The organism is Paenibacillus sp. L3-i20 (assembly GCF_022180385.2).
Taxonomy (GTDB): Bacteria; Bacillota; Bacilli; order Paenibacillales; family Paenibacillaceae; genus Pristimantibacillus.
In genome coordinates this window covers 496,518-507,500 of record NZ_BQME02000001.1, presented here as the reverse complement: position 1 = coordinate 507,500, position 10,983 = coordinate 496,518, and the positions used below count along the sequence as shown (strand labels likewise).

Here is a 10,983-nt window from a genome sequence, read left to right as displayed (position 1 = left end):
ATCCTGAGTACGGCGGGACACGAGAAACCCCGTCGGAATCCGGCAGGACCATCTGCCAAGGCTAAATACTCCCTAGTGACCGATAGTGAAGCAGTACCGTGAGGGAAAGGTGAAAAGCACCGCGGAAGCGGAGTGAAAAAGAACCTGAAACCGTGCGCTTACAAAAAGTCAGAGCCCGTTAAATGGGTGATGGCGTGCCTTTTGTAGAATGAACCGGCGAGTTACGATCCCGTGCAAGGTTAAGGTGGAAAGCCGGAGCCGCAGCGAAAGCGAGTCTGAATAGGGCGAATAAGTACGTGGTCGTAGACCCGAAACCGTGTGATCTACCCCTGTCCAGGGTGAAGGTGCGGTAACACGCACTGGAGGCCCGAACCCACGCATGTTGAAAAATGCGGGGATGAGGTGGGGGTAGCGGAGAAATTCCAATCGAACTCGGAGATAGCTGGTTCTCCCCGAAATAGCTTTAGGGCTAGCCTCGGATATGAGTGTCGTGGAGGTAGAGCACTGATTGGATGCGGGGCCCGCCAAGGGTTACCAAGTCTAGTCAAACTCCGAATGCCATAGACATGCTTACCGGGAGTCAGACAGTGAGTGCTAAGATCCATTGTCAAGAGGGAAACAGCCCAGATCATCAGCTAAGGTCCCCAAGTGTGTGTTAAGTGGGAAAGGATGTGGAGTTGCACAGACAACCAGGATGTTGGCTTAGAAGCAGCCACCATTTAAAGAGTGCGTAATAGCTCACTGGTCGAGTGACTCTGCGCCGAAAATGTAACGGGGCTAAACACACCACCGAAGCTATGACATTGCAGCTTGCTGCATTGGGTAGGGGAGCGTTGAATATACGTTGAAGGTATACCGTGAGGAGTGCTGGAGCGTATTCAAGTGAGAATGCCGGTATGAGTAACGAAAAGACAAGTGAGAATCTTGTCCGCCGAAAGCCTAAGGGTTCCTGAGGAAGGCTCGTCCTCTCAGGGTAAGTCGGGACCTAACGCGAGGCCGAAAGGCGTAGTGGATGGACAACAGGTTGAAATTCCTGTACCACCGAAGATCGTTTGAGCAATGGGGTGACACAGAAGGGCAGTGACGCGGACTGATGGAATAGTCCGTCTAAGCAGTGAGGCTAGTGTGTAGGCAAATCCGCACACTATTAGGCTGGGCTGTGATGGGGAGCGAAAATTATAGTAGCGAAGGTCATGTACTCCGGCTGTCAAGAAAAGCCTCTAGTTAGATCAAGGTGCCCGTACCGCAAACCGACACAGGTAGGCGAGCAGAGCATGCTAAGGCGCGCGGAAGAACTCTCGTTAAGGAACTCGGCAAAATGACCCCGTAACTTCGGGAGAAGGGGTGCCTCGGTAGGGTTAATAGCCCGAGGGGGCCGCAGTGAATAGGCCCAATCGACTGTTTAGCAAAAACACAGGTCTGTGCGAAGCCGTAAGGCGAAGTATACGGGCTGACGCCTGCCCGGTGCTGGAAGGTTAAGGGGAGCGGTTAGGAGCAATCCGAAGCTGTGAACCGAAGCCCCAGTAAACGGCGGCCGTAACTATAACGGTCCTAAGGTAGCGAAATTCCTTGTCAGGTAAATTCTGACCCGCACGAATGGCGTAACGAATTGGGCGCTGTCTCAACGAGAGATCCGGTGAAATTTTAATACCTGTGAAGATGCAGGTTACCCGCGACAAGACGGAAAGACCCCATGGAGCTTTACTGCAGCTTGATATTGGACTTTGGTACGATCTGTACAGGATAGGTGGGAGCCATTGAAGCATGAGCGCCAGCTTGTGTGGAGGCGACGTTGGGATACCACCCTGATCGTATCGGAGTTCTAACCTACTACCGTGAAACCGGTAGAGGGACCGTGTCAGGCGGGCAGTTTGACTGGGGCGGTCGCCTCCTAAAATGTAACGGAGGCGCCCAAAGGTTCCCTCAGAATGGTTGGAAATCATTCGAAGAGTGCAAAGGCATAAGGGAGCTTGACTGCGAGACCTACAAGTCGAGCAGGGACGAAAGTCGGGCTTAGTGATCCGGTGGTACCGAATGGAAGGGCCATCGCTCAACGGATAAAAGCTACCCTGGGGATAACAGGCTTATCTCCCCCAAGAGTCCACATCGACGGGGAGGTTTGGCACCTCGATGTCGGCTCATCGCATCCTGGGGCTGAAGTAGGTCCCAAGGGTTGGGCTGTTCGCCCATTAAAGCGGTACGCGAGCTGGGTTCAGAACGTCGTGAGACAGTTCGGTCCCTATCTGTCGCGGGCGTAGGAAATTTGAGAGGAGCTGTCCTTAGTACGAGAGGACCGGGATGGACGTACCGCTGGTGTACCAGTTGTTCCGCCAGGAGCATAGCTGGGTAGCCAAGTACGGACGGGATAAACGCTGAAAGCATCTAAGCGTGAAGCCCCCCTCAAGATGAGATTTCCCAGTATGTAAGACCCCTTGAAGACGACGAGGTTGATAGGTTCGGGGTGGAAGTGCAGTAATGTACGGAGCTGACGAATACTAATCGGTCGAGGGCTTATCCTATAATGTTTGTATCGGTGTTTTCTTCCTTGTCGAAGACAATGAGAAAATTACCTGGGTCATACAACCTACAAACAACAGCTAAAGTAACTCAAGCTATTCTTTCGTATCCAGTTTTCAGGGCGCAAGTACTGAATTTTATTCCCTGATAGCTCAGTTGGTAGAGCACTCGACTGTTAATCGAGTTGTCACAGGTTCGAGTCCTGTTCGGGGAGCCATTATAGAGAGGTGTCCGAGTGGTCGAAGGAGCACGATTGGAAATCGTGTAGGCTCAAAAGGTCTCGAGGGTTCGAATCCCTTCCTCTCTGCCATAATAACTTCTTGTACAAGAGAAGATTTTGTTAGAAACAGTTTTAGGCCCGTTGGTCAAGTGGTTAAGACACCTCCCTTTCACGGAGGTAACAGGGGTTCGAGTCCCCTACGGGTCACCATTTATGGAGGATTAGCTCAGCTGGGAGAGCATCTGCCTTACAAGCAGAGGGTCGGCGGTTCGATCCCGTCATCCTCCACCATAACTTACTTAGTAATGACGCGGGGTGGAGCAGCCCGGTAGCTCGTCGGGCTCATAACCCGAAGGCCGCAGGTTCAAATCCTGCCCCCGCAACCAAATTACCTTCGGAATTATCCGAGAACAATGATGTGGAGCTGTGGTGTAGTGGCCTAACATGCCTGCCTGTCACGCAGGAGACCGCGGGTTCGAATCCCGTCAGCTCCGCCATTTATCCACATCAAGGCTCGGTAGCTCAGTCGGTAGAGCAGAGGACTGAAAATCCTCGTGTCGGCGGTTCGATTCCGTCCCGAGCCACCATTTTTAAAAGCATAATTGAATACGCCGTTGTAGCTCAACTGGTAGAGCAACTGACTTGTAATCAGTAGGTTGGGGGTTCAAGTCCTCTCGACGGCACCACATGGAGGATTAGTGAAGTGGCTAAACACGGCAGACTGTAAATCTGCTCTCTCTGAGTTCGGTGGTTCGAATCCATCATCCTCCACCATTTACCTAGGGGCATAGTTTAAAGGTAGAACAAAGGTCTCCAAAACCTTTGGTGTGGGTTCAATTCCTGCTGCCCCTGCCAAGATTTTATAAGGTGTTGTATCATGGCGGTCGTGGCGAAGGGGTTAACGCACCAGTCTGTGGCTCTGGCACTCGCGGGTTCAAGTCCCGTCGATCGCCCCATTTATACACCTAAATCAACAAAAAAATAATCGTTGGGGTTTAGCCAAGCGGTAAGGCAACGGACTTTGACTCCGTCATCCTAGGTTCGAATCCTGGATCCCCAGCCATTACTTGCGGAAGTGGCTCAGCGGTAGAGCATCGCCTTGCCAAGGCGAGGGTCGCGGGTTCGATTCCCGTCTTCCGCTCCATTTTCATATTGGCGCCATAGCCAAGTGGTAAGGCAGAGCTCTGCAAAAGCTCTACCCCCAGTTCGAATCTGGGTGGCGCCTCCACAACGTTTCAAAAAGCAATATGTGCGGCCTTAGCTCAGCTGGATAGAGCGTTTGACTACGAATCAAAAGGCCAGGAGTTCGAATCTCTTAGGCCGCGCCATTTAAACAATATGCCGGTGTGGCGGAATGGCAGACGCGCGCGACTCAAAATCGTGAGGGAAACCGTGGGGGTTCGAGTCCCTTCACCGGCACCATAATCTTAAACTTAAGCTCATTGTACATTATGTACAATGAGCTTTTTTGTGTTTGAATATTTAGGGATATCTGAAGATTTTATGTTAGTCTTACTATTAGGAGTATACTCAATTCAAAGACTTGTCCTAACAAAATGTAAGAGTAGATGTAGTAGAAGCAAATGTTGCGAGTAGCGTAAAGAAGATGTTGTATAAATGCAAGTGATATTAAATTAAGGTTTACATAATCATGTATCTCAATATACTATCTTATAGTAATGATATATTAGAGGAATCCATTAGAATTAAAATGGATAGGTGTTGATAAGTAACTAATGAAAAGCAAAATATTGCATATAAAAAGTGCTAATATAAAAGAGTGAAATTATTTTTAAAATGGACTAGCTTTTTTGAAATATTCGTGGTATTATATAAGAGTCGCTTAACAAGAATAACTAACGACGCATGGAGGATTAGCTCAGCTGGGAGAGCATCTGCCTTACAAGCAGAGGGTCGGCGGTTCGATCCCGTCATCCTCCACCATAACTTACTTAGTAATGACGCGGGGTGGAGCAGCCCGGTAGCTCGTCGGGCTCATAACCCGAAGGCCGCAGGTTCAAATCCTGCCCCCGCAACCAAATTACCTTCGGAATTATCCGAGAACAATGATGTGGAGCTGTGGTGTAGTGGCCTAACATGCCTGCCTGTCACGCAGGAGACCGCGGGTTCGAATCCCGTCAGCTCCGCCATTTATCCACATCAAGGCTCGGTAGCTCAGTCGGTAGAGCAGAGGACTGAAAATCCTCGTGTCGGCGGTTCGATTCCGTCCCGAGCCACCATTTTTAAAAGCATAATTGAATACGCCGTTGTAGCTCAACTGGTAGAGCAACTGACTTGTAATCAGTAGGTTGGGGGTTCAAGTCCTCTCGACGGCACCACATGGAGGATTAGTGAAGTGGCTAAACACGGCAGACTGTAAATCTGCTCTCTCTGAGTTCGGTGGTTCGAATCCATCATCCTCCACCATTTACCTAGGGGCATAGTTTAAAGGTAGAACAAAGGTCTCCAAAACCTTTGGTGTGGGTTCAATTCCTGCTGCCCCTGCCAAGATTTTATAAGGTGTTGTATCATGGCGGTCGTGGCGAAGGGGTTAACGCACCAGTCTGTGGCTCTGGCACTCGCGGGTTCAAGTCCCGTCGATCGCCCCATTTATACACCTAAATCAACAAAAAAATAATCGTTGGGGTTTAGCCAAGCGGTAAGGCAACGGACTTTGACTCCGTCATCCTAGGTTCGAATCCTGGATCCCCAGCCATTACTTGCGGAAGTGGCTCAGCGGTAGAGCATCGCCTTGCCAAGGCGAGGGTCGCGGGTTCGATTCCCGTCTTCCGCTCCATTTTCATATTGGCGCCATAGCCAAGTGGTAAGGCAGAGCTCTGCAAAAGCTCTACCCCCAGTTCGAATCTGGGTGGCGCCTCCACAACGTTTCAAAAAGCAATATGTGCGGCCTTAGCTCAGCTGGATAGAGCGTTTGACTACGAATCAAAAGGCCAGGAGTTCGAATCTCTTAGGCCGCGCCATTTAAACAATATGCCGGTGTGGCGGAATGGCAGACGCGCGCGACTCAAAATCGTGAGGGAAACCGTGGGGGTTCGAGTCCCTTCACCGGCACCATAATCTTAAACTTAAGCTCATTGTACATTATGTACGATGAGCTTTTTTGTGTTTAATAGATGTATCTACATTACACATTATGTTATGAAAAACATTCTCTTTCTATAATCATTAAACGTTACGAAAGGTTTGTATTTGAGGGAACGAGTCGTTGGGGAGTAAAGCATAACTAATTTAGCGGACCAGCGCTTTACGGACTGGTCCTCAATATATTTTAAGATAGGATAATGAGTTCTACAATGCGCTTCCACCAAAAATCATACGATGTTCCCACTGAGTTCCTTTGATGGAGTCAACACGTACACCGCCGCTCTCTTTAGAGTAGGTGTGCAGTACTTTACCATTTCCTAAATAAATAGCGACATGAGTAACTTGTTGCTGCGACTTGGAAAGCTTCGAATAACTTGATGAAGCAGAACCTTTGTAAGACATGAAGAATACTAGATCCCCTCGATCCAAGCTGGACCAGCTCGTTTTCAGAGTAGAGTTTCTTTTGACATAGTCAGCTTGTGTGGATGAAGAACCAGGTAATGTTATACCTGCAGCTTGCTTGAAAATATGTTTGATGAGATCAGAGCAGTCAAATGTTCTAGTAGTACTGCGATTTGATCCAAATTCGTACGGAGTACCCAAGTACTTGTTGCCTAGTTTAATGGTTGCTTCTATTTTAGAAGAAGCGCTTGATGCTGTAGCTGCATGAGCTTGTCCATCTATAGGAAGAGGAATGACTCCAGTCGTTAATAGAGCAGAAGAGACAATACCTGCAACAATTGTTTTTGTGAAAATGTTTTGTTTCATTGGTGCACCTCCTAGTTGATAGTTATACCGTAACATAGCCAATGTAACCGTTTTAAGCTGTAAAAAATGGACATTAACCCATTTGCAGCACCGGAGTCTGAGGAAGGACTCGACCTAAGTCTAGTGAAAATACAGCCGGAAGTCGGTTTTAACAAGGGGTTAAACCATCTATACTAAGTACATAGGCAAGAGCAATCAGACGCAAGCGAAAAAGGAATATGAAGAAATTCTAATCGAAGAAAGGAGATGAAATTGGACATGAATGGAAAAAGTGCACTTGGAGCGTTATTGGTTATCGTCGGAGGCTTGGCGGTATTAAACTTTTTGAATATTGACTTCGGCAAAATTTTCAGCTTATTGCTTCCGATCATCCTTATCGGATTCGGTGTTGTTGGCTGGATGAATAATAAGAAAACAATTGGTGGTATCTTGATCGTCATTGGTACTATAATATTGATCGGCAAGCTTGGCGGACTGCTAATGTTGCTTCTGGCAATTGGATTGATTGTAGGCGGCGTATCGATGTTTAAAAATAATAAAAGTAAATCGTATTAAGTTAGTGTCAATAGTGATGTTGTGAAGCAACCTTAATGGGAGGTCAAATAGATGAGCATAGTACGTAGGATACGTGATATTACAGTCGCCACTTTAAATGAAAGACTCGAGAAAGCGGAAGATCCTGTTCGACTGATTGATCAATTTCTTTGGTCAACAAGAGAAGATATCGTTCAAGCTGAGAAGTTATATCAACAATACAATAGCCATAGTAATCACCTTCGTGCACAATGGTTGCAAGCAGAAGCCCAGAAAGAGCGTCGTGAGCAGCAAGCAATGACAGCACTTAAAGCTGGCGAGGAAAACATGGCGCGTATTGCCTTACATGAAAAGGCAAGCTGTGAGGAACGGTCAGCTCAATATAAAGATTTATTTGAACAGAGCAGACAAAATTCAATTGATCTTGAGGATCAACTGCGTGAGATGCGCAGCGAATACCAGACGGTATATGATAAACGTGAATATTACGCTGCTCGTATGGAATCCATTCGCTTGCAACAGCGTATGAACAGCAGATTGAACGGCGGCATTTTGGAAAATGGCTCACATCCTGGAACGGTGTTTCGGAAGATGGAAGATCGTATAACCGATATGGAGCAAGAGGCACGGAGTTTACGGGATGTTCGTAGAATGGGCCGGGAATCTGAAGTTGGCTCAATAGGAAATACAATAAAATCAGTTGTAGAGAGAGAGCTTATTGAACTGAAACGTAAGCTGGAGAAGGAGGGCTGGACATCTTGAAGAAATTGTATCGCTCCAGAAGAGATAAAAAGTTACTTGGACTATGCGGTGGATTAAGCGAGATGTTTAATGTCGATGCGACGCTACTACGGATACTTCTAGTAGTTATAACAATTATCTCTAGTGGCATGGTTATATTCATTTATTTAATCGCTGGACTGGTTGTACCGAAGGAACCACCAGTTTACGGAGCATTTGGACCTCATGGACCAGGCCCTGGAAACGGATATGGTGGTGGATACACGGGAGGTTACGGACCACAATACGGTGCAAAACCAGGTCCTCATTCCGATCCTTACGGACAATTCACTAATAACAATCAGCCTCCACACCAGAATCAATGGGATCCGCGCTATGCTAAGGAAGAGCCGATTCCAAATGCGCAATTTGATAGCATGATGGATGATCTAGAGAAAAAAGCTTTAAGACGTGAAATCGAAGAATTGAAAGCCAAAATAGCGAAGCAAGAGAAGGGAGAATAATATTATGGGAATCTTTAAAAGAATGAAAGATATGACGAAAGCATCATTTAACGAGGTATTGGACAAAATGGAAGATCCAGTTATTATGCTTAATCAGTACTTACGCGATATGGAATCAGAAATTCATCTAGCAGAGGTAACTGTAGCAAAACAAATGGCAAATGAGCGTAGAATGAAACAACGTCTAGATGATTCAGTACGTAATGCTGCTGATCGTGAATCAAAAGCAGAAGCAGCACTTAGAGCTGATCAAGAGGAATTGACTCGTAAGTTGTTGGAAGAAAAATTGTATTTTGACCAAAAGGTTACTGAATACATCGATCTTCATGCACAAGTTAAATCACAAGCAGAAGAGTTATTGCAACAATTGCATGGTATGAAAGAAGAGTTCTACCAGCTTCGCAACAAGCGTAATGAACTAGCTTCCCGTGCTCAAGTAGCAAAAGCTCAAAAACAAATGTCACAGCTAAGTTCCAACCATTCTATTGACAGTGGTACAGCATCCCGCGGCTTCAATCGTATGGAAGAAAAAATAATGCAAATGGAAGCTGAAGCAGATGTGCTTCGTACTCCTTACTCCTACGGCGGAAGTGCTAATTCTTCCATCAGCTCTGCTGATATTGAAAAGCGCATGAAGGTGGATGAGCAGCTTGCAGCTCTGAAAAATAAGATGGGTGCATCATCAACAAGCAGCTCTGAAACTAAAGAGTAATATAAAACAATGGAAGTAGCGGACCGATAATCGGTCTGCTCTTTCATATGTTTATAACTAGATGTAAAGATTTTGACGCTACATAAGGAGCTGTAAAGCATGCATGTAGGGAAGGACAATGAAGGAGAGCAGTTCACAGCGGCTAGAAGACGCAATATCATAGAGACAATCCTGTGGCTTATTATCATCATAAGCTTAGTTATTATTGTTTTGCAGGGTTTAGATGTGTTTAAGCTATATGTGCTTAAGGGGAAATGGGCAGTCATTGGACTAGGTGTTGTAGGAGCAGGGCTTGCGATAGCGACACTGAAGAGCTATTTGCAAAACTCCAAGTTGAAAGCAGTAATACAGCGGTTAAGCGAGCAGCCACGTAAGAGACCTTTTGCCGTAACCTTTAACCATAAGGATGAAGGAAGCGAAGAAGAAAACCATCCAGATGAAAATGATCCAAAATGGACTGAAAAAGTTAGATTCACAGCTGTTATTGAGGAGAGGCAAAGGCTTGCTAGAGAGCTCCATGATGCGGTCAGCCAGCAATTATTCGCAATATCAATGACCGCGACAGCTGTGAGTCGAACGATTGATCGCGATTGGGAACGCGCAAAGCGGCAAGTACAACTGATCGAAGAGATGGCTGCTGTTGCTCAATCAGAGATGAGAGCACTGCTTCTTCATCTCAGACCTGTTCATTTAGATGGTAAAAACCTTGGACAAGCGCTAACTATTCTTGTTGAGGAATTGAAGCAGAAAGTGCCTATGCAAATTTCGTTAGAGGTAGATGAGAACATCGCATTGTTGCCACAAGCGGAGGACCATTTGTTTAGAATTGCACAAGAGGCATTATCTAACACGTTACGTCATTCGAAATCTGAAAGTATGCATATTAGATTGTTGCGTATTGATAATAAAGTGCATATGACGCTTCAAGATACTGGTATCGGGTTTGATTTGGAAGAAAAGAAGCAAACTTCGTACGGAATGCTCACTATGGAAGAACGTGTGAATGAGCTTGGTGGTTCGCTGCAAGTGATTTCGCAGCCAGGAGAAGGTACAACAATTCATTTATGGGTGCCAATGGCACCGTTTAGTCCAAAAGGATAAGAAGGCGGTGTGCGCGTAGTGAAGGGAGTAGAGAAAGTGGAAGAAGCGATAAAGGTTTTATTAGTTGACGATCATGAAATGGTCAGAATCGGACTAGCAGCTGTTTTAGATACTGAGGACGGTATCGAAGTGGTTGGGGAAGCTAGCAATGGCGCCGATGGCATTCGATTGGCGCAAGCATATCGGCCAGACGTTGTATTGATGGATTTAGTTATGGATGGCATGGATGGAATAGAAACAACAGCTAAGCTATTAGAGCTATATCCGGAATGTAAAGTTATTGTACTGACTAGCTTTATTGATGACAGTAAGATCTATCCTGTAATCGAAGCGGGAGCATTTAGTTATTTGCTAAAAACTTCGAGAGCAAGTGAGATTGCGGAAGCGATTCGAGCAGCAGCGAGAGGGCAGTCAGTGCTGGAATCACAAGTTGCCGCGAAGATGATGAATCGCTTTAGAGCACCGAAGCAGCAAGAGCAAGCGCCACTTCATGATGATCTGACGGAACGGGAGATGGATGTGCTTAAGCGCGTTGCTCAAGGAAAGTCTAATCAAGAAATCGCTGATGAGTTATTTATTGGCATTAAGACAGTGAAGTTCCACGTCACGAACATTTTTAACAAGCTTAATGTGGATGATCGCACACAAGCGGCTATCTATGCCCACAAGCAAGGGATAGCCGATTAATTGCAGTTATTTATCTTACGCGTAAAGTGTTAGGCAAGTTCGGATTATAATTCAAAGAATAGCAAATATAATTGGGCTATAAATATGATGTATGG

General features: G+C 46.3%; 7 protein-coding genes, 29 tRNA genes and 1 rRNA gene (1 of these 37 cut by a window edge). 36 read left to right on the top strand and 1 reads right to left on the bottom strand.

Going from position 1 to position 10,983, the window contains the following annotated elements:
- The 30 genes from MFF31_RS02510 to MFF31_RS02365 all read left to right on the top strand — a co-directional run.
- A 23S ribosomal RNA gene (locus tag MFF31_RS02510) occupies window positions 1–2,519 on the top strand (it extends 412 nt beyond the left edge of the window).
- Between the two features lie 139 nt (window positions 2,520–2,658).
- Window positions 2,659–2,734 (top strand) — tRNA-Asn (locus MFF31_RS02505).
- Between the two features lie 4 nt (window positions 2,735–2,738).
- Window positions 2,739–2,827: transfer RNA gene (locus MFF31_RS02500), tRNA-Ser, on the top strand.
- A 45-nt stretch (window positions 2,828–2,872) separates the two neighbouring features.
- Window positions 2,873–2,947: transfer RNA gene (locus MFF31_RS02495), tRNA-Glu, on the top strand.
- A gap of 5 nt (window positions 2,948–2,952) precedes the next feature.
- Window positions 2,953–3,028, top strand: a tRNA-Val gene (locus MFF31_RS02490).
- A gap of 18 nt (window positions 3,029–3,046) precedes the next feature.
- Window positions 3,047–3,123 (top strand) — tRNA-Met (locus MFF31_RS02485).
- A 34-nt stretch (window positions 3,124–3,157) separates the two neighbouring features.
- Window positions 3,158–3,234 (top strand) — tRNA-Asp (locus MFF31_RS02480).
- Window positions 3,235–3,248: 14 nt separating this feature from the next.
- Window positions 3,249–3,324, top strand: a tRNA-Phe gene (locus MFF31_RS02475).
- Window positions 3,325–3,347: 23 nt separating this feature from the next.
- Window positions 3,348–3,423, top strand: a tRNA-Thr gene (locus tag MFF31_RS02470).
- Window positions 3,424–3,426: 3 nt separating this feature from the next.
- A tRNA-Tyr gene (locus MFF31_RS02465) sits at window positions 3,427–3,511 on the top strand.
- Between the two features lie 7 nt (window positions 3,512–3,518).
- Window positions 3,519–3,592, top strand: a tRNA-Trp gene (locus tag MFF31_RS02460).
- Between the two features lie 25 nt (window positions 3,593–3,617).
- Window positions 3,618–3,693, top strand: a tRNA-His gene (locus MFF31_RS02455).
- A 33-nt stretch (window positions 3,694–3,726) separates the two neighbouring features.
- Window positions 3,727–3,800 (top strand) — tRNA-Gln (locus tag MFF31_RS02450).
- 6 nt (window positions 3,801–3,806) lie between these two features.
- A tRNA-Gly gene (locus MFF31_RS02445) sits at window positions 3,807–3,881 on the top strand.
- A 10-nt stretch (window positions 3,882–3,891) separates the two neighbouring features.
- A tRNA-Cys gene (locus tag MFF31_RS02440) sits at window positions 3,892–3,965 on the top strand.
- A gap of 23 nt (window positions 3,966–3,988) precedes the next feature.
- Window positions 3,989–4,065 (top strand) — tRNA-Arg (locus tag MFF31_RS02435).
- A 12-nt stretch (window positions 4,066–4,077) separates the two neighbouring features.
- Window positions 4,078–4,159 (top strand) — tRNA-Leu (locus MFF31_RS02430).
- A 446-nt stretch (window positions 4,160–4,605) separates the two neighbouring features.
- Window positions 4,606–4,681: transfer RNA gene (locus MFF31_RS02425), tRNA-Val, on the top strand.
- A gap of 18 nt (window positions 4,682–4,699) precedes the next feature.
- Window positions 4,700–4,776: transfer RNA gene (locus MFF31_RS02420), tRNA-Met, on the top strand.
- 34 nt (window positions 4,777–4,810) lie between these two features.
- Window positions 4,811–4,887: transfer RNA gene (locus MFF31_RS02415), tRNA-Asp, on the top strand.
- A 14-nt stretch (window positions 4,888–4,901) separates the two neighbouring features.
- Window positions 4,902–4,977 (top strand) — tRNA-Phe (locus tag MFF31_RS02410).
- A 23-nt stretch (window positions 4,978–5,000) separates the two neighbouring features.
- Window positions 5,001–5,076: transfer RNA gene (locus tag MFF31_RS02405), tRNA-Thr, on the top strand.
- Window positions 5,077–5,079: 3 nt separating this feature from the next.
- A tRNA-Tyr gene (locus tag MFF31_RS02400) sits at window positions 5,080–5,164 on the top strand.
- Between the two features lie 7 nt (window positions 5,165–5,171).
- A tRNA-Trp gene (locus tag MFF31_RS02395) sits at window positions 5,172–5,245 on the top strand.
- Window positions 5,246–5,270: 25 nt separating this feature from the next.
- A tRNA-His gene (locus MFF31_RS02390) sits at window positions 5,271–5,346 on the top strand.
- 33 nt (window positions 5,347–5,379) lie between these two features.
- A tRNA-Gln gene (locus MFF31_RS02385) sits at window positions 5,380–5,453 on the top strand.
- Between the two features lie 6 nt (window positions 5,454–5,459).
- Window positions 5,460–5,534: transfer RNA gene (locus MFF31_RS02380), tRNA-Gly, on the top strand.
- Between the two features lie 10 nt (window positions 5,535–5,544).
- Window positions 5,545–5,618, top strand: a tRNA-Cys gene (locus MFF31_RS02375).
- A gap of 23 nt (window positions 5,619–5,641) precedes the next feature.
- Window positions 5,642–5,718, top strand: a tRNA-Arg gene (locus tag MFF31_RS02370).
- A 12-nt stretch (window positions 5,719–5,730) separates the two neighbouring features.
- Window positions 5,731–5,812: transfer RNA gene (locus tag MFF31_RS02365), tRNA-Leu, on the top strand.
- A 234-nt stretch (window positions 5,813–6,046) separates the two neighbouring features.
- Here the strand turns inward: MFF31_RS02365 and MFF31_RS02360 are convergent.
- A complete protein-coding gene (locus tag MFF31_RS02360; protein WP_238186560.1) occupies window positions 6,047–6,610 on the bottom strand; it encodes a C40 family peptidase in 564 nt (187 codons plus the stop codon).
- 258 nt (window positions 6,611–6,868) lie between these two features.
- Between MFF31_RS02360 and MFF31_RS02355 the strand changes: the two genes are divergently transcribed.
- From MFF31_RS02355 to MFF31_RS02330, 6 genes are all read left to right on the top strand, one after another.
- Window positions 6,869–7,165 carry a LiaF transmembrane domain-containing protein gene (locus MFF31_RS02355; protein WP_238186559.1) on the top strand — a complete coding sequence of 99 codons (297 nt, stop codon included), beginning with the start codon at window positions 6,869–6,871 and terminating at the stop codon, window positions 7,163–7,165.
- A 51-nt stretch (window positions 7,166–7,216) separates the two neighbouring features.
- Entirely contained in the window at window positions 7,217–7,906 is a 690-nt protein-coding gene (locus MFF31_RS02350) for a PspA/IM30 family protein (RefSeq protein ID WP_238186558.1), read from the top strand.
- Window positions 7,903–8,388 (top strand): PspC domain-containing protein, encoded by a 486-nt coding sequence (locus MFF31_RS02345; RefSeq protein WP_238186557.1) that lies wholly within the window; start codon window positions 7,903–7,905, stop codon window positions 8,386–8,388. Before MFF31_RS02350 ends, MFF31_RS02345 begins: the two co-directional genes overlap by 4 nt.
- 4 nt (window positions 8,389–8,392) lie before the next feature.
- Window positions 8,393–9,100, top strand: coding sequence for a PspA/IM30 family protein (locus MFF31_RS02340; RefSeq protein ID WP_238186556.1), 708 nt, complete (start codon window positions 8,393–8,395; stop codon window positions 9,098–9,100).
- A gap of 99 nt (window positions 9,101–9,199) precedes the next feature.
- Window positions 9,200–10,201, top strand: a complete 1,002-nt coding sequence (locus MFF31_RS02335) for a sensor histidine kinase (protein ID WP_238186555.1) — start codon at window positions 9,200–9,202, stop codon at window positions 10,199–10,201.
- A gap of 36 nt (window positions 10,202–10,237) precedes the next feature.
- Complete coding sequence (locus tag MFF31_RS02330) at window positions 10,238–10,888, top strand: response regulator (RefSeq protein WP_282570463.1); 651 nt, start codon at window positions 10,238–10,240, stop codon at window positions 10,886–10,888.
- Window positions 10,889–10,983 lie beyond the last annotated feature (95 nt).

Coding starts and splice junctions, on each gene's coding strand:
- MFF31_RS02360 (WP_238186560.1), bottom strand. CDS start 6,610: ATGAAACAAAACATTTTCACAAAAACAATTGTTGCAGGTATTGTCTCT.
- MFF31_RS02355 (WP_238186559.1), top strand. CDS start 6,869: ATGAATGGAAAAAGTGCACTTGGAGCGTTATTGGTTATCGTCGGAGGC.
- MFF31_RS02350 (WP_238186558.1), top strand. CDS start 7,217: ATGAGCATAGTACGTAGGATACGTGATATTACAGTCGCCACTTTAAAT.
- MFF31_RS02340 (WP_238186556.1), top strand. CDS start 8,393: ATGGGAATCTTTAAAAGAATGAAAGATATGACGAAAGCATCATTTAAC.
- MFF31_RS02335 (WP_238186555.1), top strand. CDS start 9,200: ATGCATGTAGGGAAGGACAATGAAGGAGAGCAGTTCACAGCGGCTAGA.